This window comes from Terriglobales bacterium, from assembly GCA_035624475.1.
In the GTDB taxonomy this organism is placed as follows: domain Bacteria; phylum Acidobacteriota; class Terriglobia; order Terriglobales; family Acidobacteriaceae; genus DASPRL01.
The window spans coordinates 1-25,662 of the sequence record DASPRL010000001.1; the positions used below are offsets into that span (position 1 = coordinate 1).

The following is a 25,662-nucleotide window of genomic DNA, read 5'->3' on the forward strand; positions in this document are numbered from 1 at the left end:
GGCTTCAGGTCGCGGTGCACGATGCCCTGCCTGTGGGCGCGCTCCAGAGCGTCGGCGATCTGGATGGCGATGGGCAGCAATTGCTCGGGCGGCAGCGGCCCCTTCTGCAGCCGCTGGTCCAGGGTCTCTCCCTCCAGGTACTCCATCACCAGGAAGTCCACGCCCGCCTGGTGGCCGACGTCGTAGAGGGTGCAGATGTTGGGATGGGAGAGGGTGGCCACCGCCTTGGCTTCGCGGTCGAGGCGCTGGCGCAGCCCGGCGTCGTCGGCCAGGTGCGCGGGCAGGATCTTGATGGCCACGGTGCGCTCCAGGCGGGTGTCGCGGGCGCGGTAGACCTCTCCCATCCCGCCGGCGCCGGCGGCGGAGAGAATCTCGTAGGGGCCTAACTTCTGGCCGGATGTAAGAGGCATGTCACCTTCGGGTCACCTGAGATTCCGAATCCGGTGGGGGAGTGCGGCGCATTATAGCGTCGGGCTCGGTGCCGCGGGAGGAATTCTGCGAAGGGGGGCGGCTGTCCGCCCGCCCCGCCGCGACCGTGGTAGCATGAGGCCAACGGAGCGCCCGGCTCCGAGGAATCCAGCCATGTCCTCCGCCCGCCGCCCATCGCCGTGTGTGGTCCTGCTCCTGCTGGTGGCCGCCGCCTGCCTGCCCGCGCGCGCCGCTGAAGCGCCGTGGGTGGAGGTGCGCTCGCCCCACTTCACCGTGCTCACCGACGCGGGCGAGAAGCAGGGCCGGGAGGTGGCGCAGCGCTTCGAGCAGATGCGCCATGTCTTCGGCACCCTCTTCGAGCGCGCCCGCATCAACATGCCGGTGCCGCTGGTGGTGGTGGCCTTCCGCAGCCAGGGCGAGATCAAGCAGGTGCTGCCGCTGTGGAAGGGCAAGCCGGTGGAGGACGCCGGCTACTACCAGCCCGGCTCGGATTGCGACTACATCGCGCTCGATCTCTCGGCGGAGGACGTGTGGCACGTGGTCTTCCACGAGTACGCGCACCTGCTGCTGCGCGGCAACTATCCCACCACCCAGCCCTGGTTCGACGAGGGCTTCGCCGAGTATTACGCCACCATCGATCTCACCGGCAAGCAGGTGGTGGTCGGCAAGATGCCGGAGGGCTACGGCGAACTGTTGGGCAGCCATACTCACATGCCGCTGGCCGACCTGTTCAACGTGGCCCACGACTCCAGCGCCTACAACGAGAGCGGCAGCCGCCGCAACCTCTTCTACGCCCAGTCCTGGCTGGTGGTGCACTACCTGATCGACAAGAAGCAGATGGCGCAGGCGGGCCAGTACTTCGACCTGGTGATGAACCAGCACGTGCCCATGGCCGATGCCATCCCCCGCGCCTTCGGCATGGACGCCAAGCACCTGGGCGACGCGGTGGACGACTACTCGCGCTCCGCCGGCGCCAAGGCCTACATCTTCGATCTGCCCCCGTTGGCCACCGCCGGCGACTACTCCTTCCGCAAGCTGGACGCGCTGGCCGGCCAGGCCGCGCTGGCCGACCTCAAGCTGCACCTGCGCGATCACTTCGACGAGGGGGTGAGCGAACTGGAGGCGGTGCTCCAGCAGAAGCCCGACTTGGCCGCCGCCCACCGCGGCCTGGGCTACGCCTACCTGCGCAAGGGCGACTTCCAGCGCGCCGGGCAGCACTTCCAGCGCGCCGCCGAGCTGGATCCCAAGGACCCGCAGGTGCTCTACTACGCCGCCCTGCTCATGAACCGCGAGAGCCTGGCCTCGGGACGGCCCATCGCCGACGCCGGCGGCATGAAGCAGAAGCTCGACACCGCGCTCACCATCGATCCCGAGTTCGCCGACGCCTGGGAGCTGCTGGCCTTCGCCGACCTCGCCCTGCAGGACGAGCGCGGCGCCCTGGAAGCCTTGAAGCGGGCCATCCAGCTCAGCCCTCGCGAGGAGGGCTACCAGCTCAACCTGGCGCTGTTCTACATGCAACAGCGGCGCTGGGACGACGCCTCCGCTATCCTGGAGCACCTGAAAGACAGCAACGACTCCGCCATCGCCACCCGCGCGGTGCAGAGCCTGGCGGCGCTGGACGAAGCCCGGGTGGGCCGCACCGCGGTCACGCCCCTGGCCCAGAGTTCGAAGTATCCCGCCTCCTACGACGCGCCCCAGTGGCGGCCGCAACCCGGCCAGCCCGCCCCCGACGTCACCCAGCCCATCCAGAAGGAGCCCGAGGTTGCTCCCGACACCCGCCCCATCCAGTTTCTGAAGGGGCGGCTGGTGAGCGTGGACTGCTCGGCGCCGCCCGCCGCCATCGTGAGCATCGCGGCGGGCAGCCGCGTCCTCCGCCTCCGCACCCCCGACCGCAGCAAGCTGGTGCTCATCGGCGCCGAGGCGTTTTCCTGCGACTGGCACGACCTCAAAGTGTCGGTCAACTACAAGGCCGGGGGCAGCGTGGACGGCGACCTGGTCTCGCTGGAGCTGCCCTAGCACAAGAAAGCCCTCCCGCGGGGGCGGGAGGGCTTGCGGATCGGGTGATCCCGTGCGGCGGCCGGGGGAGCCGCCACTCTGCTAGACGCGGGTGACGTTGGCGGCCTGGAAGCCCTTGGGCCCCTTCAGCAGGTCGAACTCCACCGTCTCGCCCTCATTCAGGGTGCGGTAGCCGTTCTCCTGAATGGCGGAGAAGTGGACGAAGACATCCTCCCCGGTGGAACGCTGGATGAAGCCGTACCCTTTGGCGCCGTTGAACCACTTGACTGTACCCCTCTCTCTCACAGAAGAACTCCTTTCGCAAATGTGGACTTGAACGATTTCCTGCGGCCCGCGGCCGACCCAAGAGACGGCCGCCGGACGAGAGGGTTGCTGCTTTGCCTTCCAGCCCCCGCCCAAACAAAAAGGCTACCGGCCGGGGTGCCGGAGCGACGTCCGGCGGCCCTGCGCCCGTAGCCTGCTGCTGGCTGCGTGAAGTCCGACTGCGAAGTACAAGAACATCAACCCGAATCCGCTGGCCCAAGGGACCAGTGCCCGCTCCAGACGTTTCAGGAACGAGCAGGGCAGGATAATGGGCGAGGCACTCTTTGGCAAGAAAAAATCTTGTTCGGAGTTAGGGAGTCAGGGGTCAGGCGTCAGGAGCCAGCGGCTATCACGGCTCTCCTTTGCGCCCTTCGTGTCTGCCTTCGTGTCCTTTGTGGTGAAGCTCTTCATTCGCACCGGGGGAAAAAGCCAACCACAAAGGACACAAAGGTCACACGAAGGAGCCCCTGACTCCTGACTCCTGACTCCTGACGCCGGTCTTGCTGCTACCATCGTCCCTGATGTCCATCGCGCCTCTCTCCGTGCCGCCGGCCCCGGCCGCCCCGCCGCCGGAAACCGGGTTGCTGGCTGCGATCGTCCGCCTGCTGCGCCGCCGTGCCTGGCCCCTGGCCCAGTACCTGATGCGCACCGAGGTGCACACCTTCGCCTTCTCGGTGGCGGCCAACGCCATCCTCTCCTTCTTCCCCTTCATCGTGCTGCTGATGACGCTGATCCGCTACGTTTTCCACTCCCAGGCCATGTACGACGTGGTGCTGCAACTGCTGCGCGACTACCTGCCCGCCGGCCAGGACTTCGTCATCCGCAACCTCAAGTACCTGGTGGCCACGCGCCACCGCGTGCAGGTGGTCTCGCTGCTCATCCTGCTGGTGACCTCCTCCGGAGTGTTTCTGCCCCTGGAGGTCGCACTCAACCGGGTGTGGGGCTTCCCCAAGAACCGCTCTTACTTCCGCAACCAACTGGTGTCGCTGGGGCTGGCCTTCTCCTGCGGCGTGCTGGGACTGATCTCCATCGCTCTCACCGCCGGCCACCAGTACCTGATGGAGCGCTGGTTGGGGCCGGAGGCGGCGGGCATCCTGCGCTGGCCCGAGTTCATCATCATGAAGCTGTTCGCCGCCCTGGCCAGCATCGGCATCTTCTTCCTCATCTACTGGCTGCTGCCCAACGGCAAGGTGAGGGCGCGGGCGGTGCTGCCCGCAGCCATCGTCACCGGCATCCTGTGGGACCTGGCCAAGTACGCGTACGTGCTGCTGCTGCCCTGGCTCAACTTCCAGGAGGCCTACGGGCCCTTCTCCATCTCCGTGACCCTGATGGTGTGGGCCTTCCTCTCCGGACTGCTGCTGCTGGCCGGGGCCTATCTCTCCGCCGCTCATCACGCATAGGGGTGATGCAGAGCACGGAAGCTGCGTTCCGCGACCTCTAGCATGGGTCTGTTCCCTGCCCGTGGCCGGGGAACCCGAGGCCCAGCCATGTCTCGTCCTTGGGGACTTGGGCTCTGCGTCTTTCTCCTGCTGGCGGCCGCCGCTCCTCCTCCCGTCCGCGCCGGCGGACCGCGCAGCGCCCCCTCCTCCGCCACCCTCGAGCAGCTCAGCCGCCATGCTGGGTTCATCTTCCGCGGGCGCGTGCTGCGGGTGGAGCGGCTGCGGCCCGCCGCGGGCTCCCCGGCCACCGTGCAAGTCACCTTCCTGGTTATCGAAGGCATCCGCGGCGCGCGCACCGGTGATCGCCTGACCATCCGCGAGTGGGCGGGAGCATGGGCGGCAGGCCGGCCGCGCTATCGCGTGGGCCAGGAGCTGCTGCTCTTCCTCTATCCCCGCAGCCGGCTGGGGCTGACCAGCCCGGTGGGCGGCGACGCCGGGATCCTCCCCCTGGACGCGCAGTTACCGGCGCCGGCGCTGCCCGCTCCTCCGGACCTCCGGCCGCCCGGCCCCAGCCCGCAGCCTGTCGCGCCCGCCGCCGGACGGGAGCGTGCGCGGTGAAGCGGCGCACCGCCATCCCCGCCGCGCTCTTGGCGCTGCTGCTGGCGCTAGGGGGAGGAGCGCGCGCCGGCGGTCCCGCCTGGGTGGCCGGCACCAGCTTCTTCGATCCCGCGCTGGCAGGCACTCCCATCACCTGGCGCGATGGCGCAGTCTTCTACTACACCGACCAGGGCGCGCTCAGCCCGCTGCTCTCCCAGAGCGACGCCGACGCGCTGGTGGCCGCCGCCTTCGCGCGCTGGACCGCGATTCCCACCGCCGCGGTCAGCGCGCAGCGTGCCGGCCAACTCGCCGAGGACGTGAACGGCAGCAACGTCACCCGCTCCGGGGGTGTGCTGCTCCTGCCCGCCGACATCCAGGAGACCGCCACCGCCACCCCCGTCGCCGTGGTCTACGACGCCGACGGCCAGGTCACCGACGCGCTGCTGGGCGCGGGCGCGGGCAGCCACGACCTCTGCGCCTTCCACGCCGCCTACGGCGGCCCCGACAACTTCTACTCCGACGCCCACTTCGCCCACGCCCTGGTGGTGGTGAACGGCAACTGCGCGCGCTCCGCCGGCGATCTTCCCCTGCTGCGCTACCTGCTGGTGCGCGCCCTGGGCCGGGTGCTCGGGATGGACTGGTCGCAGCTCAACGACAACGTGGTCACGCGCTCGCCCGCCCCCACCCCTGACGACTGGGCCGGTTTCCCGCTGATGCATCCCGTCGAGCCGCTGTGCGCCGCCGGCCCCGTCACCCAGTGCCTGCCCGATCCCAAGCAGCCGCGCGCGGACGACCGCGCCGCCCTCTCCCGCCTCTATCCCGTGACCGCGGCCAACCTCGCGCTCTTCCCCGGCAAGACCGTCTTCTCCGAGACCACGGCGCGCATCCACGGGCGAGTGCGCTTCACGCTGCCGCAGGGCGGAGCGGGCCAGGGCATGCAGGGCGTGAACGTGGTCGCCCGCTGGATCGATCCCGCGACTGGGCAGCCTTCGCGGCGGGTGGCGGCGAGCAGCGTCTCCGGCTTCCTCTTCCGCGGCGACGCCGGCAATCCCGCCACCGGCTACGGCGACAGCCAGGGCCGCCGCTACGACCGCTTCGGCTCCGCCGAGACCGCGCTGGAAGGCTTCTTCGATCTCGCCGGGCTCGAGATCCCAGCGGGCAGCGCCTCCGCCGCCTACGAACTCAGCGTGGAGGCCATCAACCCGCAGTATTCGGGCAGCGCCTCAGTGGGGCCGTACTGGGAGAACGCGGTCGCGCCCTCGGGCACGGCGGCGCCGGTGGTGGTCTCCGGTCTGGAAGCGGGCGCGGACGTGGAGCAGGACATCCCGATGACCGGCGGCGCCTCCGCCATCACCGACCGCTTCGAGCCCCACACCTGGGCCTCGCCCACGCCGGTCCCGGCCGCGGGCGAGTGGGTCGCCAACTTCTGCGGCTACGGCGACCCCGACTATCACTCCCTGTCGATCCAGGCGGGGCGCACGCTGGCGCTGGAGGTGACGGCGCTCGACGAGCACGGCCAGCCCACCACCGCCAAGACCCTGCCGGCGCTGGGGCTATGGCTGGTGAGCGACCTGGAGGGCGCGCCGCCGCGCGCTTCCGCCGACGCCTTCAACACCGGCCTGCTGGGCACCACCCGGCTGAGCGCGGCGCCGGGCGCGGGCAGTATCCGCTTCGGGCTCTTCGACCAGCGCGGCGACGGCCGCCCCGACTTCCGCTACCAGGCACGCCTGCTCTATGGCGACACGGTCGAGCCCGCGCGCGCCGGGGTGCCGGGCCGCGACCCGGTGCGCATCCGCGGCATGGGCTTCCGCGTGGGCACCGAGGTCGAGATCGCGGGCGCGCCCGCGCCCTTGCTGGAGTTCGGGCCCAACCAGATCCTGGTCAGCACGCCCGCGCTCAGCGACGGAGCGCAGAGCATCACCCTGCGCGATCCCGAGACCGGTGCGGTGGCGGAGATGAGCGGCGCGCTGACCTACGGCGCCGGCGCCGGCGACCTCGCTCTCTTCCTCACCAGCAACGGCAACACTCCGGTGGGCGGCCAAGCCGCCAACCCGGTGCGCGTGCGCGTGACCCAGGCGGACGGCGCGACGCCCGTCCCCGGCGCCACCGTCACGCTCTCGGCCACGCCTTCCGGCTCCCTCTTCTCCGCCTGCGGCGGCGTGACCTGCCGCCTGGTCACCGACCAGACCGGCGAGGTCTCTTCCCTGCTCACGGTGAAGAGCGCGGGAGCCATCACGCTGCGCGCCACCCTGGCCACAGGAGCCTATGCCACCAGCACGCTCAGCGGCACGCTTTCCAGCCTCTCCATCTCCGCGCTCGGCCCCTCCGCCTACGCCGCCACCAATGCGGCCGTCACCTGGCCGCTGCGGGTGCGGGTGCTCAACAGCAGTGGCGCGCCGGCCGCCGGCCAGCAGGTGCGCTACTCGTTCCTGACGGGCTCCGGAACCCTCGATCACAGCATCGTCACCACCAACGCCGCCGGCGAAGCCAGCAGCACGCTGACGGTCGCGAGCCTCAGCACGCGCACGCAGGTGGCCGCGTGCATCTATCCCGCGGGCACGCCCTGCACCCAGTTCGTGCTGTTGCCGGTGGCGGATGCCGGCATCGAGGTGCAGAAGATCGCGGGCGAGGGCCAGATCGTGACCGTGGGCCAGAGCTTCCAGACGCTGGTGGTGCGGGTGACGGACTCGTCTTCCCCGGCGAACCCGGTGCGGCGCGCCACGGTGCGCTTCGAGGTGACCGCGATGCGCTGGGAGCCGCCGCCTCCGCCGCCGCCCCCGGGCGACGGCGGCACTGGCGGCCGGCCGGTTCTTCGCATCCCGGTGGCGGGCTGGACCGCGACCGCGATCTCCGACGACAACGGCGTGGCCACGCTGCCCATCGCCTTCTCCGCCTCGCAGGGCGCGGTGGAGGTCAGCGTGCGCGCCAGCGCGGGCGCGGGCGAAGCCTGGTTCACGCTGCAGGCGCTCTGGCCGCCACCGCAGAAACAGTAGTTAGTAATCTGGAGTTGGGAGTTAGCGGGAGCCCACTTCGGCGGGTGTCATCCTTCGCGAGGCGAAGCCGAGCGGAGGATCTGACGAGGTCGCCGGCGCGACCCGTGCGGTGGCGCAGGGGCTGTCGCCAGATCCTCCCGCCTCCCTCCGGTCGGCGGAAGGATGACACTTCGCGATGATCGCGGCGACCCCGCCGATCTCCCGATCACCCGATTATTTCTTCGTCCACTGGTCCACCCAGGCCTCCTCGGTCTGCCACCACAGGCGGCTGTTCTGCGGCTTGAGCACCCAGTGGCCCTCGTCGGGGAAGTAGAGCATCTTCGATGGCACGCCCAGCCGCTGCAAGGTGGTGAAGAGCTGGAAGCCCTCGCTCACGTCGAGGCGGTAGTCGCGCTGCGAGTGGATGACCAGAGTGGGCGTCTTGAAGTTGGCGGCGTACTGGTGCGGCGACCACTTCTGGTAGAGGGCGCGGTTGGTCCAAGGCATGCCCTTGAACTCCCACTCGTTGAACCAGAGTTCTTCGGTCGAGCCCCAGGCGGAGTCGGCGTTGAACATGCCGTCGTGCGAGACGATGCACTTGAAGTGCGTGGTGTGCCCCAGCATCCAGTTCATCATGTAGCCGCCGTAGCTGGCGCCCAGCGCGCACTCGCGGTTCTTGTCCAGGAAGGGGTAGGTCTTCTCGGCGTAGTCCAGGCCCATCATCAGGTCCTGGTAGACGCGGCCGCCCCAGTCGCCGTTGATGTCGTCGATGAACTGCTGGCCGTAGCCGGTCGAGCCGCGCGGGTTGATCATGACGACCACGTAGCCGGAGGCGGCGAACAGTTCCGGGTTCCAGCGGTAGGACCAGGAGTCGCCCCAGGCACCCTGCGGCCCGCCGTGCACGAGGAACTTGACGGGATATTTCTTGGCGGGATCGAAGTTGGGCGGCTTGACCAGGAAGCCCTCGACCTTCTTCTGCTCCGCCCCCGTGAACCAGAAAGGCTCGAGCGGCTGCATCTGGACCTGGGCGAGGACGGCGTCGTTGAGGTGGGTGAGCCGATGGGCGCTATGACGAGCGCAACGGCCACGGCACGGGGTAACTGTCGTCAGGTCCGCGAAGAAGACCTCGCTCGGCGCCTGCACGGAGACTTGGCTGAACAACAAGGTCTTCCCGTCTGGCGATACAGACAGTTCGTCGTTCGAACCCCAGGTCAACTCCTCAACGGTCGGGGCGCACTTCCCTGGCGTCGGACACACCGATATCACGGCCTGGTAGATAGGTGAGTCGCCCTTGTCTTCCGCGCTGAAGTAAAGGCTCTTCGAGTCCGGCGCCCACACAAACGTTCCCACCCAGCGGTCGAAGTTCTCGGTCAGGTTGGCGATCTTGCCGGTGGCGCGCTCGTAGAGCATCAGGCGGAAGCGGTCGCTCTCGTAGCCGGGGCGCTGCTGCCCGAGATAGGCGATGTACTTGCCGTCCGGCGAGTAGAGCGGCCCCGAGTCCGAAGCCTTGTTGGCGGCGGTGATGTCCTTGGGCTCGCCGCCGTTCACGCTCACCAGCCACAGGTCGTTGTTGGTGCTGTCGGCGGGCATGGCATCGTGGTTGGAGACGAAGCAGATCTCCTGCCCGTCGGGGGAGAAGGCGTAGCCGTCGGGCCCGCCCAGGGAGAACACCGGCGTCTCGAAGGCGCCGGGAGTGAGGTCGCGGGCCGCACCCGTGGGCGCGCCGTCCGCCGCGACCGGCTGCACGAAGATGTGGCTGTACTTGCCGCCCAGATATGCGTTCCAGTGGCGGAAGAGGAGGTGGGTCCAGATCTGCGCCTTCACCGGCGACTTGGCGGCAGCCTCATCGCGCTGCTGGTTGCAGGCGTCGTCCGCGCAGTCGGGATAGACCGAGGAGGTGAACAGGATGTGCTTGCCGTCGGGCGACCAGAGTTCGCCATCGGCCTCGGTGGAGATGGTGGTCACCTGGCGTGGCGCACCGGTGACCGCGCCGCTGGCGCCGTCGAAGTCGGCCACCCAAACCTGCTCGGCGCCGCCCTTCGAGGAGAGGAAGGCGAAGTGCTTGCCATCGGGCGACCAGCGGCCGCGGCTCTCGCCGCTGTCGGAGGTGATCTGCCGCGATTCGCCCCCGGCCACCGGCACCACCCACAGGTGCGGGGTGCGCGTGTTCTTCTCCAGGTTGACGTCCACGGCGGAGAAGAGCACCCACTTGCCGTCGGGCGAGACCTGGGGATCGCCCACGCGCTTGAGCGCCATCATGTCTTCGAAGGTGAAGGGCCGCTTGGCCTGGGCCAGGGCGAAGGAGGAGAGCAGAAGGACGAACAGCAGGCTACGACGGAGCATGGGAGCCTCCTGGGAACAGCCTAGTGTAAATGATTGGCTCTCCGGTTTTGATCCCGAGCGAAGCGAGGGACCCCTATCGTGCCCCAATGCTTCCTCTGGCCATAGGGCTCCCTCGCTCCGCTCGGGATGTAGAAGCAAGCAGCACCCCGGCAACCCGGCAGGCCCCACGGCATCTATAATTGAAGGGATTCCCATGAGACCCAGACTGCCCCGCATCCTTCTCTCGCTCGTAGTGCTGGCGCTGTGTGCGCCGGCGCGGGCGCAGCGCGGCGAGGGGCCGCTCGACTCCGCGCAGCCCAAGAACATCACCCCCGACGAGATCATCCGCCGCTTCGCCGCCAAGGAAAAAGAGTTCAAGGAAGCGCGCGAGAACTACACCTACACCCAGAGCGTGACGGTGCAGACCCTGGAGGGCGACACGGTGGACGGCGAGTTCCACCAGGTGGTGGACATCACCTACGACGACAAGGGCCGGCGGGTGGAGAACGTCACCTTCGCCCCCCAGCCCACCCTGCAGCGCATTGCCATGTCGCCGGAGGACTTCCAGGACATCGAGCGCCTCATGCCCTTCGTGCTCACCACGGAAGAGATCCCCGACTACAACATCACCTACGCGGGCCAGCAGCAGGAAGACGAACTGGGCACCTACGTCTTCGACATCTCGCCCAAGCAGATGGAGAAGAACCGGCGCTACTTCCAGGGGCGCATCTGGGTGGACAACCAGGACTTCCAGATCGTGAAGACCTACGGCAAGAGCGTCCCCGACATCCACAAGGGCAACGAGAACCTCTTCCCCAAGTTCGAGACCTACCGCGAAGAGGTGGACGGCCACTACTGGTTCCCCACCTACACCATGGCCGACGACGTGCTCCACTTCAAGGACCAGGACGTGCACATCCGCGAGACCGTGCGCTACGAGAACTACAAGCGCTTCGGCTCCAAGACCCGCATCATCTATGAGGGCAAGGAAGTGCCGAAGGCGCCGGGGACCGGCACGCAGCCGCAGGGACAGCAGCCTCCGCCGACGCCGCCGACGCCGAAGTAGTTTGGAGCTGGTAGTTAGGAGTCAGCCGGATCGCGGCGAGTGTCATCCTTCGCGAGGCGAAGCCGAGCGGAGGATCTGACGACGTCGCCTGCACCACCGTCGCGGCGGCGTCAACGCCCTCGCCAGATCCTCCCGCCTCCCTGCAGTCGGCGGAAGGATGACATCCTGGTGAAGCTCGGGCGTCGTTTCAGATCACCCGATCGCCAGATCCCCCGATCAGTAGAAGAGGTACTTCCGCCACTTGGCGTCGGAGCGGCCGATGAGGCGCATGATGTGGCGGCTGGTGTGCAGGTTGAAGGCGCGGGGCTCGCGCAGCAGCTTCATGCCGGCCTCGTGGACCAGCTGGTTGCCCTTCTGGCGGTTGCAGGGATGGCAGCAGGCCACCAGGTTCTCCCAGGCGGAGAGGCCGCCGCGGGAGCGCGGCACCACGTGGTCGAGCGTCAGCTCGGCCGAGGGCAGCACGTCGCCGCAGTACTGGCAGGTGTTGCGGTCGCGCAGCAGGATGTTCTTGCGGGAGAGAGCGCGCGTCTGGTGGGGGATGCGGCGGTACTCCAGCAGGCGGATCACCGAGGGGACGCGCAGCGCGATGCGCGCCGAGTGCAGGAAGTGGCCGTTCTCCTCCTCGGTCATGGCCACGCCCTTGAGCACCAGCACGATGGCGCGGCGCGCGGCACAGATGTTGATGGGCTCGTAGCTGGCGTTCAGCACCAGCACGGGCGCGTGCATGGGCTGGAAGCCGTGGCCGTTGCCCGGCGCGGCCGGCGCGAGCACACCCTGGCCGTTGCCGCGGTGCGGCCCCGCTCCGTGGTGTCGCAGGCTGGGTCCCGGATTGTGTTCCTGTCCCGACATCTCTCTCCGCTCATGCCCCGGCAGCGTGCGCCAGGGACTCCCTCGGCTCCGTCCGTTCCACCCGCCCCGCTTCCGCCTTGAGCACGCGGGCGACGGTGGCGACGTAGACGCGACTGGCCCCGCTACGCCGCAGCAGACGCGCGCACTCGCCCACGGTGGTGCCGGTGGTGAAGACGTCGTCCACCAGGACCACGGTGCGGGCGGCGATCTCCTCCGGGCGCAGCACGCGGAAGGCGCCGCGGATGTTCTCGCGGCGCTGGTGGCGCGTCAATCCGGTCTGCGACTCGGTCGCGCGCCGCCGCTCCAGCACATCGGTGCTCAGGCGCAGCCGCCCCGCGCCGGCGGCTTCCCGCTCCAGCGAGCGCAACGCGGCGCGCGCCAGCAATTCCGCCTGGTTGAAGCCGCGCTGGCGTCGCTTGCCCGCGTGCAGCGGGACCGGCAGCAGCAGCGCCGGCTCCGCGCCCATCTCCGCCAGCAGCTCCGTCAGCACCTGCGCCAGCAGCCCGCCCAGGACCTCCGCCGCCGGACGCACCTGCTCGTACTTGAGCAGGTGGATCAGCTCGCGCAGGCGGCCGTCATAGGCGCCGTAGGCGCGCGCCCGGACGAAGGGCGCCTCAAAGCGCTGGCAGACGCCGCAGCGCAGCCGGCCGTCTTCGCCCACGGGATGCGGGCCGAAGAGGCGCTCGCCGCACACCCAGCAGGTGGCGGAATCCACCGGCTCCACCGACTCCAGGCAGGCGCGGCAGACGGGCAGCCGCGAGATCTCGCTCAGGGGAGCGCCGCACAGACGGCAATCCGACGGGAACAGGGTGGCGAACAGGCTCTCCGCCGCCTCCCGCAGCGCCGCGAAGACCCAGAACCTCCCCGGGTTCTGCTTCCGCAACCGACTTAGGTCACCCGAACTGAAGACGACCCTCCCACACCCCTGCTCCTTTGCGGCCCGGGCTGCCGTGTGCAGGGGGATTGGCATTTCAGTATACCGGGCGGAGAAGGGGCGGCGCAATCGTCGGCCGGTCTGCGTGAATCCTCGGTGTCCTTGGTGTTTCCCTTTGTGTCCTTGGTGGTGGACTTTTCGCCGCTGCGCTTGGAAACCGCCGCCCCAGCGTGCTACCCTGCCGGGGCTCCTTGGAAGCGGAAGTCATTCTCTCCCTAGCGAGGCTGCCTTCATGAGTGCTGCGTCCGCTGCTCCTCCCAAGAAACACGTCCCCTTCGTTCCTCCCACCATGGAGATGAAGGAGTTCACCTTCCGCGCCGTCTTCTTGGGCATGCTGATGACCGGCGTCCTGGGCGCGGCCAACGCCTACCTGGGCCTGAAGGCGGGCATGACCATCGCCGCCACCTATCCCGCGGCGGTGATCGCCATGGCGGTGCTGCGGCTGATGAAGGGCTCCATCCTGGAGGAGAACATCGCCCGCACCGTAGGCTCCATCGGCGAGTCGGTGGCGGCGGGAGCGGTGTTCACCATCCCGGCCTTCGTGCTGGCGGGGCTGTGGCCCGGGCTGGGCCCGGAGCGCTACTGGGAGTCGGTGGCGCTGATGGTGATCGGCGGCACCCTGGGCATCCTCTTCGTCACCCTGCTGCGCCGGGTGATGGTGGAGGACCCCGAACTGCCCTTCCCGGAATCGGTGGCGGCCTCGCAGATCCATAAGGCCGGACAGCAGGGCAGCACGGCCGCCAAGATCCTCTTCGCCAACATGGGCTTCGGGGCGGTGATGTACTTCCTCTCGCAGATCAACCTGTTCTGGTACATCCGCAGCGTCACCGTGCGCATCCCCGCCATGTTGAGCGGGCTGAAGATCGGGCGCGGCGCCAGCGCTCCCACCGTGGCCACGGGCGGCATGTCGGTCTTCAACTCGCCGGCCATCAGCCCGGCCTACCTGGGCGTGGGCTACATCATCGGGCCGCGCCTGGCGGCGCTCAACTTCGCCGGCGGCGTGATCGCCTGGGGCCTGCTGGTCCCGCTCCTGGTCTATTTCCTGGGGCCCAGCCTGCAGGCCAGCGCGCCCAAGGGCACCACCCTGGACTGGGCGGCGATGGCGGGGGGCGTCTGGTACTCCATCGTGCGTCCCATCGCGGTGGGCGGCATGCTGGTGGGCGCCACTTTCACGCTCTTCCGCATGCGCGCGCAGCTCCTGGCGGGCATGAAGCGCGCCGTCTCCGACCTGAAGAAGTCGGCGGCCGCTCACGCCGCCACCGACCGCACCGAGCGCGACCTCAACGCCAAGGTGGTCTTCCTGGGCGTGGGGGCGGTGCTGATAGCCATGTTCGCTCTCTACTATTTCTTCATCGCGGGCGCCGGCACCTTGACGGCTTCCAAGGTGATCGCCGGGGCCGGGGTCGCCGCCCTGGTGATGATCGTGCTCGGATTCTTCTTCGCCGCCGTCTCCGGCAACCTGGTGGGCATGATCGGCTCCTCCAACAACCCGGTCTCCGGCCTGACCCTGTGCACCCTGGTGGTAGCGGCGCTGCTGCTGGTGGTGCTGGGCGTGACCGGAGTGGGCGGCGTGGCCGCGGTGCTGGGGGTGGCCGCGGTGGTCTGCGTCTCCTCCGCCGTGGCGGGCGAGATGCTTCAAGACCTGAAAGTCGGCCACATCCTGGGGGGCACGCCCTCCAAGATGCAGATCGGCGACATCTTCGGCATCGTGGTGGCCTCGCTGGTGCTGTTCTTTCCCCTGGCCATCCTGGACAAGGCCTATCACTTCGGCAGCCCTGCGCTCTCCGCACCCCAGGCCGGCCTGATGGCCATGCTGGCGCAGGGCATCGTGGGCGGCAACATGCCCTGGCCCCTGGTGGTGGTGGGCATCCTCATGGGCCTGGCCATGGTGATGGTGCAGGTGAAGAGCCCCATGCTGTTCTCCGTGGGCATGTACCTGCCGCTGGAGACCACCTTCGCCATCTTCGTGGGCGGGGTGATCCGCTGGGTGACCGACAAGCTGCGCGACCGCCGCGGCTTCAACGAGGCCCAGAAGGCGCGCGTGGACAACGCCGGCGTGCTCACCGCCTCCGGTCTGATCGCGGGCGAGGCGCTGTGCGGCATCGTGATCGCCGCCATCATCGCGCACCAGTTGGCGCGCGGCGGGCCCGGCACCCTCTTCCAGCTTTCGCTGGGGAACAACTGGATCTCCGGCCTGATCGGGCTGGCCGTGCTGGTGGTGGTGCTCATCAAGCTGCCCCTGGCCAGCGCGGGGCGCCCGGAGGACCCGGCCCCGCCGACCGCCATCATGTGACCGCGCTCGCATGGCGTGAGCGAGGTGAGCCGCAAGGCGAGCCGAGCGGGAGCCAGGCGCGGTCATCCTGAGCGCAGCGAAGGATCTGAAGCCGGTTCACCACAGAGGCACAGCGACACGGAGAGAATCCGGGTTTCCGTGCCTTTTCTCTTTTGTGTGCCTTCGTGCCCTTCGTGGTTGGCTTTTTCTTCAGCTTCCCTCTGTGCCTCTGTGTCTCTGTGGTAGGTTTTCTCTCTGTGGTTGATATTGCTCTCAATGTCGCGCAGGTGCGCGAGCGCATGGCGCAGGCGGCGCGGCGCACCGGGAGGCGTCCCGAGGACGTCACCCTGATGGCGGTGACCAAGACGGTCGAGCCCGACCGCATCCGCGAGGCCTACGCCGCCGGCCTGCGCCTCTTCGGCGAGAACCGGGTGCAGGAGTTCGCCGGCAAAGCCGGCGAACTCGCGGCGCTCCCCAGCGCCGCCTGGCACATGATCGGCCACCTGCAGTCCAACAAGGCCGCCAAGGCGGCAGAGCTTTTCGCGGGGGTGGATTCGGTGGATTCGCTGCACCTGGCCGAGAAGCTGGACGCCGCCGCCGAGAAGCTGGGCAAGCGCCTGCCGGTGCTGCTTGAGATCAACGTGGGCGGCGAGGCCGCCAAGAGCGGCCTGGCCGCACCCTCGCCGGAACTGGAAGCCATCCTGGCGGCTGCGCCGCGGCTGGCGCATCTCCAGATCCGCGGGCTGATGTGCATCCCGCCCTTCACCGAGGACCCCCAGAGCGCGCGCCCCTTCTTCCGCCAGCTCGGCGCTTTGCGCGTTGAGCTGGCCGCGCGCAAGCTGCCCGGCGTCGCGCTGGATGTGCTTTCCATGGGGATGTCCCACGACTTCGAGGTCGCCATCGAGGAGGGCTCGACCTGCGTGCGAGTGGGCACCGCCATCTTCGGGGAAAGACCAGGAAAATGACGACCACGAAGGACACGAAGGATCACGAAGGGCCTTCGTTCCTTTGTGTCCTTCGTGTGCCCTTTGTGTCCTTCGTGGTGTGCTCTTGATCCCGATTCGCGACACCACCGCCGGCGCCACTTTCAGTGTTAAGGTGCATCCCCGCGCGCGGAAGGACGCGGTCACCGGCGAAGTGGGCGAGGCGCTCAAGGTCGCGCTGACCGCGCCGCCCGCCGAGGGCAGGGCCAATGAGGCGCTGGTGGAATTCCTGGCGGAGCTTTTGCAAGTGCCGCGCGCCTCCGTTACCATAGCCGCCGGCCATTCCAGCCGGAACAAGGTCGTCCGCGTGCGCGGCTTGAGCGCCGCGAAGGTGGCGGAGCGGCTTTTTGGCAAAGTGACTCAATGACCCGATCCCTTCGTGGCCTTCGTGGTACCTTTGTGCCCTTCGTGGTGAGCCTTTGATTCTGGTTCGCAGGAGAGCCGCGTGAGCTTTGCTGAGCGTCTGCAGGACGTCCGCACCGGCTTCGAGCGGCCCTTCTGGGTCGCCAACCTCACCGAGATCTTCGAGCGCCTCTCCTACTACGGCGCCTTCGCCTCGCTGGCTCTCTACATCCAGGGGAAACTGAATTTCTCGACCCAGGACACGGGGACGCTCACCGGCCTTTTCGGCAGCGCGGTGTGGTTTCTGGCCATCTTCGGCGGGGCCGCCGCCGACCGCCTGGGCTTCCGCCGCGCGCTTTCCCTGGCCTATCTCATCCTGGCCACCGCCTATTTTCTGATCGGCTCCATCGGGGCGGCGTGGCTGGCGCCGGTGCGCAATGCCGTGCCCCTGGGCCTGTTCGTGGGCTGCATCCTCATCCTGCCCGCCCTGGGTGTCTCCCTGGTGAAGCCCTGCGTGGTGGGGACGACGGCGCGCGCCTCCAAGGAGAACGTGCGCTCCCTGGGCTACTCCATCTACTACACCATGGTGAACATCGGCGGCTTCTTCGGGCCGCTGGTCGCGTTCTGGGCGCACCGCAAGCTGGGGGTGGAGAACGTGTACCGCGTGGCCGCGCTCAGCGTCTTCGCGATGTTCTTCGTGGTCCTGTTCTTCTTCCGCGAGCCGCGCAAGGCAGGCGACGCGCCTCCGCCGTCCATCGGCCAGGTGTGGCACAACTTCTGCGTCGTCGTGGGCAAGGCATGGCTGGTCCTGCCGGTGGTGGCCATCGCCATCGGCCTTGGCATCGCCATGGCCCTGCGGCCGGGCTTCGCCGTTCCCTGGTGGCTCTGGCTGGGGATGCTGCTCGCGGTGCTGGCCGGCATCAGCCGCTTCATGTGGTTCCTGGTGCTCTTCACCGGCTACTGGGTGGTCTTCTGGCAGCAGTACATCAGCCTGCCCGGGTACATCACCGCCTACATCGATCCCAAGGCCCCGGTCGAGCTCATCCTCATCACCGACGGGCTGGCCGTCATCTGCTTGACCTTGCTGGTGAACTACCTGACCCGCAAGATCCCCGCCTTCCAGGCAGTGATCCTGGGCACGGTGATCACCTCGCTCTCCTGGCTGGTCCTGGCCTGGCGGCCGACCCTGTGGGCCGCCGTGCTCGCACTCTTCGTGCTGGCGCTGGGCGAGATCATCCAGTCGCCGCGCTACTACGAGTACATCTCGCGGCTGGCGCCCGAGGGCCAGCAGGGCACCTACATGGGCTTTGCCTTCCTGCCCATCGGCATCGGCTCGCTGATCGGGGGCTGGTTCGGCGGACGGATGTTTCACGTGTACGGCGAAGTGCGGCACCAGCCCGCTCACGCCTGGTACGCCATCGTCGCCGTGGGCCTGATCACCGCCGTGGTGCTCTTCGCCTACGACCGCCTGCTGCGCCCGCGCCCGTTGCCGGGGACGACGCCGGGAGTTCCGTAGCCAGCAGCTAGTAGCTGTCCTTATGCACCGCAAGCAGCCTGCCAGCCCGGTCCAGGTCGCGCGCCATGTCCGCCACGTCATCGATCGCGGCGGCTCGGCGCCCTTCGCCGCCTCCGCCCAGCGCTTCTTCAAGGAGACCATCCAGGCGCGCGGCTGGCGCACGGCGGAACTGCGGCACGTCGCCGGGCGCATCCGGCGGGTGCTGCGGCGGGAGATGGGCGAAGACTTCCTGCTGGCAGTCGCCGACCGGCTCTTCGGCGGCCGCATCCACGAAGAGAAGCACATGGCGGTCATGCTGCTGGAGAAGGACGCGGCCCGCCTGGATGAGAAAGCCTTCCGGCTGTTCGAGGGCTGGCTCGACCGGGTTCGGCACTGGGACGAGCACGACGCCCTCGTCCACAATCTGCTGGGCCCGACGGTGGCCGCCGAGCCGCGCCGCGCCCGGCGCGTGCTGACTTGGGCCGGCTCGAAGAACCGCTGGCGGCGCCGCGCCGCCTGCGTGGCCCTGATCCGCGGCGTCCGCCAGCGCCGCTTCTTCCCCGAGATGCAACGGGTGGCCGCGCGCCTGCTCGCCGACCGCGACGACATGGTGGAGAAGGGCCTGGGATGGCTGCTGCGCGAGGCCGCCAAGGCCGACCCCCGCCGCACCGTTCCCTTCCTCATGAAGATCCGCAGCCGCGCCTCGCGGCTGGTCCTGCGCACGGCCTGCGAGACTCTGCCCGCGGCCACGCGCCGCAAGGTCCTCGCCACGCGCTGACTCCCTGTGTCCTTCGTGTTCCCTTCGTGTCCTTTGTGGTTGAGCTTTTTCTCCGCAGACACGAAAAGCGTCACCACAAAGGGCACCAAGGTATCACCAAGGACACGACGGTACACGGTTCGCGCCCTCTGTGGTTAAATAGAGGTTTGCCCATGGACCTGGCCGCCATCCAAGCAGCCCTGCGCGAGCACAAGTTCGACGCCTGGCTCTTCTACGACCACCACCACCGCGATCCCATCGCCTACCACGTGCTGGGGCTGCCGGAGAGCCTGTTCGTCACCCGCCGCTGGTACTACCTCATCCCCGCCCAGGGCGAGCCGCAGAAGCTGGTGCACCGCATCGAGGCCGGGCACCTGGACTCCCTGCCCGGCAGCAAGCGCCAGTACTCCGCCTGGCAGGAACTGGCCGAGAACCTGAAGCAGATGCTGGCCCCCTACCAGACCGTGGCCATGCAGTACTCGCCCAACAACCTGGTCTTCTACGTGGGGCTGGTGGACGCGGGCACGGTGGAGGTGCTGCGCGGCTTGGGCAAGACCGTGGTCAGCTCCGGCGACCTGGTGGCGCGCTTCGAGGCCACCTGGTCGGAAGAGCAGATCCAGACGCACTTCGCCGCCCGCGACGCCATCGACCGTATCACCGCCGCCGCCTTCCAGGAGATCGGGCGGAAGGTTCGCAACGGCGGCACCCACGAGTTCCAGATGCAGCAGTGGATCCACGAGGCCTTCGGGCGCGAAGGCCTGACCGACGAGGACGACCCGCCCATCGTGGCGGTGAACGCCAACGCCGCCAACCCGCACTACGGGCCCTCGGCTGAGCGCTCCGCCCCCATCCGCGAGGGCGACCTGGTGCTGCTCGACGTCTGGGCCAAGCAGGACAAGCCCGCCGCCGTCTACTACGACATCACCTGGATGGGCTTCGTGGGCCCCAGCCCTTCCGCCCGCCACCAGGAGATCTTCCAGATCGTGCGCGACGCCCGCGACGCCGGGGTGAAGAAGGTGGTCGACACCATCGCCGCGGGCAAGCGGCTGTGCGGCTGGGAGGTGGACGACGCCACCCGCGGGGTCATCGAGCGCGCCGGCTACGGCCAGTATTTCGTGCACCGCACCGGGCATTCCATCGCCACCAGCGTGCACGGCAACGGCGCCAACATGGATAACCTGGAGATCCACGACGAGCGCCAGGTGCTGCCCAACTCCTGCTTCTCCATCGAGCCCGGCATCTACCTGCCCGAGTTCGGGGTGCGCAGCGAGGTCAACGTGCTGGTGCGCCCGGGCAAGGCCGAGGTCACCGGGAAGATCCAGCAGGAGATCGTGATCATCTAGATGGCCAAGCCACAGCCCAAGAACGCGGAACCCGAAGAGCAGCCCGAGCCGGCGACTCCGCCCACGCCCAAGGCGGTGGCGGCGCTGCTGGTGGGATGGTTCGTGCCCGGCGCCGGACACCTGCTGCTGCGCCGCTGGGGACGGGGCGCGCTGCTGCTGGTTTCCGTCTTCACCATGTTCTTCCTGGGGCTGGCCATGGAGGGCCGGGTCTACGCCTTCAACACCGGCGACCTGCTCGACATCCTGGGCTTCCTGGGCGACGTGGGCGCCGGCGGCCTCTACCTGCTGACCCGCATGATGGACTGGGGCAAGGGCGCCATCAGCCTGGCCACCGCCGCCTACGGCACCACCTTCATCATCGTGGCCGGGCTGCTCAACATCATCAGCGCGGTCGACGCCTACCACATCGCCGTGGGGAAGAAGCCATGACCCTGCAGCTCTCCCACTTCAGCGCGGTCGTGATCTTCGCGCTCTTCGCCTCCATCGTCTTCGGCATCACCCAGCGCAACACGCCGCGCGCCATGCTGCGCTACGGCGCCTACTGCTTCCTGCTCTTTCTGCTGGGGACCCTGGCGGGGGGCTGGCTGATGTGGCTGCTCAGACATTGAGTAATTATGGAATCGGGTAATTGGGTAATTGAGGATCGGCTTTCTGCCAATTACTCAATTACCCGATTACTCAATTACTCAATTTCTTATCCTTCCCACACAAACGCATCAAAGATCCGCTTCACCTCGAATCCCAGCCTTTGGTAGAGCGCGACGGCGCGCCCGTTGGCCTCGGTGACGGTGAGGGAGAGAGAGTCGAACTTGCGCCGGCGCAGGTCCTGGGCGGAGGCGGCGATCAGATGCTGCCCCAGTCCCTGGCCGCGATACTCGGGGAGCACGCACACCTGGGTGACGTGGCCCACGTCGTCCTTCACTCGCGAGCACAGGATCAGCCCCACCAGGGTGCGCGAGGGCCGGTGGCGGGCCACGAACGAGGCCTCGGGGTCGAAGACGCCGCACCCCGGAAAGCGCACGATGTTGTTGAGGAAGCGCAGCGAGCCGCTCACGCTGCGGTACTGGTCGTTGATCTCGCCGTCCACGTGCCCGTAGTAGGCGGCGGTGATGACCGTCGCCGCCGCCTGGAAGCTCTCCTCCGACCAAGGCCGGATCTCGATCTCCTCGGGAGCGGGCCCCGCGCCGAAGCCCTCCGGCCCGCCCAGCGGCAGCACCATGAACAGCCGCGCGTAGCGGCGGAAGCCTTCATCGAGGAAGGGCCGCGAGACCTGGCCCGCGGGATGCACCAGCAACTGCGCCTCGATGCGGTGGATGCCGGGGGATTGCTGCAGGGTGGCGATCACGTGGGTGAGCAACTGGTGCTCCAGCTCCGCGTGCCCGTTCTGGCCCTTGCCTCCGTTGTGGCCGTTGCCGCCATTGCCGCGGCGCCCGTTGCCCACGAACAGGTCCCCGATCACGCCTTTGCTGCCCTCGTAGACGAAGAAGGCGTAGCCCTTGATGTGGCCGTTCTCCACCGCGGCGTAGCCGGGCAGGATCTTGGCGTCCACGTAGCGCAGGATCATCTCGGCGGAGCCGCGATAGTCCCAGCACAGCAGCCGCGCCCACACCTGCGACTCCACTTCCAGCAGCGGGCGCAGGTCGGCGGAGGAAAAGTGCCGGAGGTCGAGGATCTCTACGCTGGCCATGCGGTGAGGGGGCGCCGGACTCGGGGCTCCCGGACGGGTCCCTGCCAAAACCCCAGTCTAGTGCGGCTTTCCGAAGGTTTCAATCGCGCGCTCCGGGCCCTCACCCGCTTGAGCAAGAACCCGGAAAATCACTTGTGCATGCTCTCGGCGCCGGGCGGGAAGACCCAGTAGAGGTCCAGGTGCTGGGGGGCGAAGTTGCCGATGAAGCTCACCCGCCGCCCCGGCACTTGCTCGCGGATGGCGTCGATGCTGCCCTCGGGCGCGACCACGATGTGCCCCTCCGCCGGGATCTCGTCGCGCTCGTAGCGGTAGACCTCGTGGTTGCGGTAGAAGGCCAGACCGTACTCCACGTTGCGCGAGGCGCGGAAGACCGCGACCGGCGACTTGCCCGCGTCCAGGGTCGCCAGCTGCCCGGCCAGCGGCCGGGAGGAAAGCGCCGCGTCCAGCCGCGGCGCCGCCACCCGCAGCAGGAAGGCCACTCCCACGATCACCGGCACCAGGGTCACGAAGCGCAGCACCGCCAGCCCTCGCCGCCGGATGGTGAGGAAGATCCCCAGGAAGGTGATGACCGCCAGCGCGATGGCCACCGCCAGGGGCGCCGCCGGGATGCGGGTCTCGCGCAGCGCGATGTAGGGCGCCAGCATGACCCCGCCCATGAACATGGCCGCCAGCAGCGCGTGCGCCACCAGGAACGCCACCGGCGGGGACTCGTCAGCCTCGCGCTCCCGCCGCAGGTAGTCGGCCGCCAGGATGGTCCAGGGCGGCACCGCCGGCAGGATGTACCCCGGCAGCTTGGACTGCGAGAAGGAGAAGAAGACCACCGGGATCACGCCCCACAGGATGAGGAACAGCGGGAAGCCGTCCTCGGAGCGGGGATTGGGGTAGCGCCAGATGCGGTGGCGCACCGCGTCGGTGATGGCCGCCACCACCATGGTGGTCCAGGGCAGCAGCGCCAGCGCCAGGATGGGCAGGTAATACCAGAAGGGCTGGCGGTGGTGGAACAGGTCGCTGGCAAAGCGCTCCAGGTTGTGCTGCAGGAAGAAGACGCGCAGGAAGTTCGGATTGCGGATCTGCACCGAGATGTACCAGGGCAGGATGACGGCGCAGTACAAGGCGATCCCCGGCCACCAGGCCGTGCGCCAGATCATGCGCCAGTCACGATGCAGCAGGGCGTAGGCCGCGACGATCAGCACCGCCAGCCCGGGCGCCACCGGTCCCTTGGCCAGCGTCCCGATGCCGATGAAGAAGTAGAAATCGAAGAGCCAGACCTTGCTGCCGGTTTCCTGCCAGGCGTACCAGCCCAGCATGCCGATGGCGAAGGGCGCGGCCAGCTGCATGTCGGTGGAGGCGGCGCGCGCGAAGCCCACGATGGCGGCGCAGGAGGCGGTCATCAGGGCCGCGTCCAACTGCGCTCCCGGCCGGAAGCGCCGCATGTGGTAGTACACGATGGCGATCATGGCGGTGGCGAAGGTGGCCGAGGGCAGCCGCGCCGTCCAGTCGTGCACTCCGAAGGTCTCCATGGCGAACATGGCCCGCCAGTAGTAGAGCGCGGGCTTCTCCAGCCAGGGCTTGCCGTAGAGGTAGGGAGTGATCCAGTCGTGGCGCGCCAGCATCTCGCGCGCCACCTGGGCGTAGCGGGGCTCGTCGGCGCCCAGCAGCCCGAAGGCCCCCAGCCCGAAGTAGAAGAGGAAGGCGACGAAGGCCGCCACCGTCAGCACTTCCACGAGTTGTCGGCGGTTGTTCATGGGCTGGAGAGCGGCGGGCCGCGCCCGTCAGCGCGCCGCCGCGGTCCCGCGGGAGCGCAGCGCGCGCACCACTCCCATCACGCTGATGACCGTCCAGGTCACTTCCATGATAGCGAAGCCCACCTGCAGCGGGCGCAGCGCGATCCAGGCCAGGATGGCGGCGCCCACCAGGTTGGCGAGGTTGTAGAAGGGTCGGCGGGCGTCCAGCCAGCGCAGCTGGTGCCCGACGTAGGCGCACAGGATCAGCAGCGCGCCCGCCAGCGATACCACTTGGGTTGCCAAGGAGATGTGCATGGGATCAGGAGTGGGGCGGGCCGGGCTGGCAGCGCAGGCGCGCCTGCGCCAGCACCCGCTCCGCCGCCAGCGAGAGCGGGCCCGCGATGCAGCAGCCGCTGGCGCAGCAGTGCCCGCCGCCGCCGAAGCTCTCGGCGATCCCGGCCACGTCCACCGCGCCCTTGCTGCGCAGGCTCACCCGGAAGTGATGGTCGGCCAGTTCGCGGAAGAACACCGCCACCTCCACCCCGGCGATGCTCAGGGCGTAGTTCACCAGGCCCTCGGCGTCCTCGTCGAGCGCGCCCGCGCGCTCCACCTCCTCACGGCTGACGTACATCCAGGCCAGCGCCCCCTCGCGGTGCAGGTTGGAGAGCGCCGCTCCCAGCAGCCGCACCTTGGAGGTGGGGCGCGAGAAGTAGACGTTCTGGGCGATGCTCACCGGGTCGGCGCCGCATTCCACCAGTTCGCGCGCCAGCTCGAAGGTGGCGGCGCTGGTCCCGGGATAGCAGAACGAGCCGGTGTCGGTGAGAAGCCCGGTATAGAGGCAGGTGGCCATCTCGGGCGTGACCTTCACGCGGGCGGCGCGGGCCAGGCGGAAGACCATCTCGGCGGTGGCGCAGGCCCGCGGGTCGATCCAGTTGACGTTGGCGAAGGGCTTGGCGCTCTGGTGGTGGTCGATGCTGATGAGGAAACGCCCCTCCAGACCCTGCAGGCGGGTGCGGGCCACGCTGTCGCACTCCAGCAGGATGGCGGCGTCGTAGCGGCCGTTCACCGCCGAGGCCTGCACCACCGTGTCGGCGAAGGGCAAGGGGCGATAGATGACCGGGACGCCGTCGGAGAGCACCACCTCCGCGTCCTTGCCCAGGGCGCGCAGCACCTGGCAGCAAGCCAGCACCGAACCCACGGCGTCGCCGTCGGGACGCGCGTGCGAGGTCAGCACGAAGTGGTCGCGCTGCCGGATGCTGGCGAGGACCTCGGTGATGCCGACGTTGGCCACTGGCTAGACTAATCCCTTTCGCCCCGCAATGGGGAGATTACTTTTCGTTCTTGTGTAAGCGCTTCAGGAGGTCGCCGATCCTGTCGTCGTACTCTTGCGACCTGTCCAGTTGGAAGAACAGCTCGGGAGCGCGGCGCAGGCGCAGGCGCTCCGCGATCTCGTGGCGGATGAAGCCGCGCGCCGCCTCCAGGCCCTGGAGCGTGCGCTCGGCATCCTTCTCGTCCCCGGCGACGGCCACCAGCACGTGCGCGCTCTTGCCGTCCGGGTCCAGGCGCACGCCGCTCACCGTGGCCAGCCCGATGCGCGGGTCGCCCAACTCGCCCTCCAGGATGGCGACAAGCTCGTCGCGGATGGCGTCCGCCATCCGCTCCCGATGATGTTGCGCCCCCCGCTGCTCCGGCATGGTCAAAACTCGCGAATAAACTCTTCAGGATAACAGAATGGAAGGTTGCGGCCTCGCAGGACTTTGAAACCTTGAAACTCTGAAACCTTGAGACCTTCAGAGGTAGTCCACGAACGCATCCACCACTTCCGCGCCGTGGTTGTTGGCGATGCGGGCGGCTTCGCGCTCCACCTTCTGCATCAGGCCTTCCAGATAATCGCGCGAGCCGGAGATGGAAACCACGCCCACGGTGGCCCGCTGCCACAGGTCGGTGGAATCCAATTCGGAGACGGAAACGTTGTACCCCGCGCGCAGCCGATCCTTCAGGCTGCGCAGGACCTGCCTTTTGTCTTTGAGCGAATGTGCAGCTTCGAGGCGGAGCTCGATCGTGAGAAAGGCAATGGGCATGGAGGCGAGTTTCTAGTTCCTAGTTTCTCGTTTCTAGTTGAAGACTTGGGGTTTCTTCTCTAGAAACTAGAAACGAGAAACTAGAAACTGCTCTTCAGGCTATCGCTTCCG

At 68.4% G+C, this 25,662-nt stretch carries 24 protein-coding genes; 13 read left to right on the forward strand and 11 right to left on the reverse strand.

The window, feature by feature from the left end:
* Nucleotides 1–410 (reverse strand): serine/threonine-protein kinase (locus VEG08_00005; protein HXZ26358.1); only part of this gene is annotated, 410 nt, incomplete at its 3' end.
* A 172-nt stretch (nucleotides 411–582) separates the two neighbouring features.
* Here VEG08_00005 and VEG08_00010 point away from each other — a divergent pair.
* Complete coding sequence (locus VEG08_00010) at nucleotides 583–2,445, forward strand: tetratricopeptide repeat protein (protein ID HXZ26359.1); 1,863 nt, start codon at nucleotides 583–585, stop codon at nucleotides 2,443–2,445.
* 81 nt (nucleotides 2,446–2,526) lie between these two features.
* On the opposite strand, the gene VEG08_00015 is transcribed toward VEG08_00010, so the two are convergent.
* Nucleotides 2,527–2,730: a cold-shock protein gene (locus VEG08_00015; GenBank protein ID HXZ26360.1), complete on the reverse strand. Its 204-nt coding sequence runs from the start codon at nucleotides 2,728–2,730 to the stop codon at nucleotides 2,527–2,529.
* 539 nt (nucleotides 2,731–3,269) lie between these two features.
* On the opposite strand from VEG08_00015, the gene VEG08_00020 reads away from it, so the two are divergent.
* The 3 genes from VEG08_00020 (at nucleotide 3,270) to VEG08_00030 (ending at nucleotide 7,717) form a co-directional block, all read left to right on the forward strand.
* Nucleotides 3,270–4,148 (forward strand): YihY/virulence factor BrkB family protein, encoded by an 879-nt coding sequence (locus tag VEG08_00020; GenBank protein HXZ26361.1) that lies wholly within the window; start codon nucleotides 3,270–3,272, stop codon nucleotides 4,146–4,148.
* 87 nt (nucleotides 4,149–4,235) lie between these two features.
* A complete protein-coding gene (locus VEG08_00025) occupies nucleotides 4,236–4,745 on the forward strand; it encodes a hypothetical protein (GenBank protein ID HXZ26362.1) in 510 nt (169 codons plus the stop codon).
* A complete protein-coding gene (locus VEG08_00030) occupies nucleotides 4,742–7,717 on the forward strand; it encodes a hypothetical protein (GenBank protein HXZ26363.1) in 2,976 nt (991 codons plus the stop codon). Before VEG08_00025 ends, VEG08_00030 begins: the two co-directional genes overlap by 4 nt.
* A 213-nt stretch (nucleotides 7,718–7,930) precedes the next feature.
* Here VEG08_00030 and VEG08_00035 read toward each other — a convergent pair whose 3' ends face one another.
* Nucleotides 7,931–10,039: a S9 family peptidase gene (locus tag VEG08_00035; GenBank protein ID HXZ26364.1), complete on the reverse strand. Its 2,109-nt coding sequence runs from the start codon at nucleotides 10,037–10,039 to the stop codon at nucleotides 7,931–7,933.
* Between the two features lie 193 nt (nucleotides 10,040–10,232).
* On the opposite strand from VEG08_00035, the gene VEG08_00040 reads away from it, so the two are divergent.
* Complete coding sequence (locus tag VEG08_00040) at nucleotides 10,233–11,084, forward strand: hypothetical protein (GenBank protein HXZ26365.1); 852 nt, start codon at nucleotides 10,233–10,235, stop codon at nucleotides 11,082–11,084.
* A 216-nt stretch (nucleotides 11,085–11,300) separates the two neighbouring features.
* Here VEG08_00040 and VEG08_00045 read toward each other — a convergent pair whose 3' ends face one another.
* Together VEG08_00045 and VEG08_00050 are read right to left on the reverse strand one after the other, a co-directional pair.
* Complete coding sequence (locus VEG08_00045) at nucleotides 11,301–11,933, reverse strand: HNH endonuclease (GenBank protein ID HXZ26366.1); 633 nt, start codon at nucleotides 11,931–11,933, stop codon at nucleotides 11,301–11,303.
* Nucleotides 11,934–11,943: 10 nt separating this feature from the next.
* On the reverse strand, nucleotides 11,944–12,816 hold the full coding sequence (locus VEG08_00050) for a ComF family protein (GenBank protein HXZ26367.1): 873 nt from the start codon (nucleotides 12,814–12,816) through the stop codon (nucleotides 11,944–11,946).
* Nucleotides 12,817–13,099: 283 nt separating this feature from the next.
* On the opposite strand from VEG08_00050, the gene VEG08_00055 reads away from it, so the two are divergent.
* The 8 genes from VEG08_00055 (at nucleotide 13,100) to VEG08_00090 (ending at nucleotide 20,667) form a co-directional block, all read left to right on the forward strand.
* Nucleotides 13,100–15,160 carry an oligopeptide transporter, OPT family gene (locus VEG08_00055; GenBank protein HXZ26368.1) on the forward strand — a complete coding sequence of 687 codons (2,061 nt, stop codon included), beginning with the start codon at nucleotides 13,100–13,102 and terminating at the stop codon, nucleotides 15,158–15,160.
* Nucleotides 15,161–15,396: 236 nt separating this feature from the next.
* Nucleotides 15,397–16,104: a YggS family pyridoxal phosphate-dependent enzyme gene (locus VEG08_00060; GenBank protein ID HXZ26369.1), complete on the forward strand. Its 708-nt coding sequence runs from the start codon at nucleotides 15,397–15,399 to the stop codon at nucleotides 16,102–16,104.
* Nucleotides 16,105–16,189: 85 nt separating this feature from the next.
* Nucleotides 16,190–16,489, forward strand: a complete 300-nt coding sequence (locus tag VEG08_00065) for a DUF167 domain-containing protein (protein HXZ26370.1) — start codon at nucleotides 16,190–16,192, stop codon at nucleotides 16,487–16,489.
* A 78-nt stretch (nucleotides 16,490–16,567) separates the two neighbouring features.
* The gene (locus tag VEG08_00070; GenBank protein ID HXZ26371.1) at nucleotides 16,568–17,980 is read left to right on the forward strand and encodes an MFS transporter; all 1,413 of its coding nucleotides are present in this window, start codon (nucleotides 16,568–16,570) and stop codon (nucleotides 17,978–17,980) included.
* A 22-nt stretch (nucleotides 17,981–18,002) separates the two neighbouring features.
* Nucleotides 18,003–18,737 carry a DNA alkylation repair protein gene (locus VEG08_00075; GenBank protein HXZ26372.1) on the forward strand — a complete coding sequence of 245 codons (735 nt, stop codon included), beginning with the start codon at nucleotides 18,003–18,005 and terminating at the stop codon, nucleotides 18,735–18,737.
* A 152-nt stretch (nucleotides 18,738–18,889) separates the two neighbouring features.
* Complete coding sequence (locus VEG08_00080; GenBank protein HXZ26373.1) at nucleotides 18,890–20,059, forward strand: Xaa-Pro peptidase family protein; 1,170 nt, start codon at nucleotides 18,890–18,892, stop codon at nucleotides 20,057–20,059.
* Nucleotides 20,060–20,488 (forward strand): DUF6677 family protein, encoded by a 429-nt coding sequence (locus tag VEG08_00085; GenBank protein HXZ26374.1) that lies wholly within the window; start codon nucleotides 20,060–20,062, stop codon nucleotides 20,486–20,488. It begins immediately after the preceding gene.
* The gene (locus VEG08_00090; protein ID HXZ26375.1) at nucleotides 20,485–20,667 is read left to right on the forward strand and encodes a hypothetical protein; all 183 of its coding nucleotides are present in this window, start codon (nucleotides 20,485–20,487) and stop codon (nucleotides 20,665–20,667) included. The genes VEG08_00085 and VEG08_00090 overlap by 4 nt, the downstream gene beginning before the upstream one ends.
* An 86-nt stretch (nucleotides 20,668–20,753) precedes the next feature.
* On the opposite strand, the gene VEG08_00095 is transcribed toward VEG08_00090, so the two are convergent.
* The 6 genes from VEG08_00095 to VEG08_00120 all read right to left on the reverse strand — a co-directional run bounded on the left by VEG08_00095 (nucleotide 20,754) and on the right by VEG08_00120 (nucleotide 25,551).
* Entirely contained in the window at nucleotides 20,754–21,746 is a 993-nt protein-coding gene (locus tag VEG08_00095) for an N-acetyltransferase (protein ID HXZ26376.1), read from the reverse strand.
* 128 nt (nucleotides 21,747–21,874) lie between these two features.
* Nucleotides 21,875–23,491 (reverse strand): glycosyltransferase family 39 protein, encoded by a 1,617-nt coding sequence (locus tag VEG08_00100; GenBank protein HXZ26377.1) that lies wholly within the window; start codon nucleotides 23,489–23,491, stop codon nucleotides 21,875–21,877.
* A gap of 27 nt (nucleotides 23,492–23,518) precedes the next feature.
* On the reverse strand, nucleotides 23,519–23,773 hold the full coding sequence (locus tag VEG08_00105) for a hypothetical protein (protein ID HXZ26378.1): 255 nt from the start codon (nucleotides 23,771–23,773) through the stop codon (nucleotides 23,519–23,521).
* 16 nt (nucleotides 23,774–23,789) lie between these two features.
* Nucleotides 23,790–24,761, reverse strand: a complete 972-nt coding sequence (locus tag VEG08_00110; protein ID HXZ26379.1) for a bifunctional oligoribonuclease/PAP phosphatase NrnA — start codon at nucleotides 24,759–24,761, stop codon at nucleotides 23,790–23,792.
* Between the two features lie 37 nt (nucleotides 24,762–24,798).
* The gene (gene rbfA, locus VEG08_00115; GenBank protein HXZ26380.1) at nucleotides 24,799–25,164 is read right to left on the reverse strand and encodes a 30S ribosome-binding factor RbfA; all 366 of its coding nucleotides are present in this window, start codon (nucleotides 25,162–25,164) and stop codon (nucleotides 24,799–24,801) included.
* Between the two features lie 96 nt (nucleotides 25,165–25,260).
* The gene (locus tag VEG08_00120) at nucleotides 25,261–25,551 is read right to left on the reverse strand and encodes a DUF503 domain-containing protein (GenBank protein ID HXZ26381.1); all 291 of its coding nucleotides are present in this window, start codon (nucleotides 25,549–25,551) and stop codon (nucleotides 25,261–25,263) included.
* Between the last annotated feature and the right edge of the window lie 111 nt (nucleotides 25,552–25,662).

Bases quoted from the DNA above. Each gene is read 5' to 3' on its own strand.
- VEG08_00075 (HXZ26372.1), top strand. From the start codon at position 18,003: ATGCACCGCAAGCAGCCTGCCAGCCCGGTCCAGGTCGCGCGCCATGTC.
- VEG08_00010 (HXZ26359.1), top strand. From the start codon at position 583: ATGTCCTCCGCCCGCCGCCCATCGCCGTGTGTGGTCCTGCTCCTGCTG.
- VEG08_00090 (HXZ26375.1), top strand. From the start codon at position 20,485: ATGACCCTGCAGCTCTCCCACTTCAGCGCGGTCGTGATCTTCGCGCTC.
- VEG08_00080 (HXZ26373.1), top strand. From the start codon at position 18,890: ATGGACCTGGCCGCCATCCAAGCAGCCCTGCGCGAGCACAAGTTCGAC.
- VEG08_00045 (HXZ26366.1), bottom strand. From the start codon at position 11,933: ATGTCGGGACAGGAACACAATCCGGGACCCAGCCTGCGACACCACGGA.
- VEG08_00085 (HXZ26374.1), top strand. From the start codon at position 20,060: ATGGCCAAGCCACAGCCCAAGAACGCGGAACCCGAAGAGCAGCCCGAG.
- VEG08_00020 (HXZ26361.1), top strand. From the start codon at position 3,270: ATGTCCATCGCGCCTCTCTCCGTGCCGCCGGCCCCGGCCGCCCCGCCG.
- VEG08_00035 (HXZ26364.1), bottom strand. From the start codon at position 10,039: ATGCTCCGTCGTAGCCTGCTGTTCGTCCTTCTGCTCTCCTCCTTCGCC.
- rbfA (HXZ26380.1), bottom strand. From the start codon at position 25,164: ATGCCGGAGCAGCGGGGGGCGCAACATCATCGGGAGCGGATGGCGGAC.
- VEG08_00095 (HXZ26376.1), bottom strand. From the start codon at position 21,746: ATGGCCAGCGTAGAGATCCTCGACCTCCGGCACTTTTCCTCCGCCGAC.
- VEG08_00100 (HXZ26377.1), bottom strand. From the start codon at position 23,491: ATGAACAACCGCCGACAACTCGTGGAAGTGCTGACGGTGGCGGCCTTC.
- VEG08_00040 (HXZ26365.1), top strand. From the start codon at position 10,233: ATGAGACCCAGACTGCCCCGCATCCTTCTCTCGCTCGTAGTGCTGGCG.
- VEG08_00120 (HXZ26381.1), bottom strand. From the start codon at position 25,551: ATGCCCATTGCCTTTCTCACGATCGAGCTCCGCCTCGAAGCTGCACAT.
- VEG08_00055 (HXZ26368.1), top strand. From the start codon at position 13,100: ATGAGTGCTGCGTCCGCTGCTCCTCCCAAGAAACACGTCCCCTTCGTT.
- VEG08_00025 (HXZ26362.1), top strand. From the start codon at position 4,236: ATGTCTCGTCCTTGGGGACTTGGGCTCTGCGTCTTTCTCCTGCTGGCG.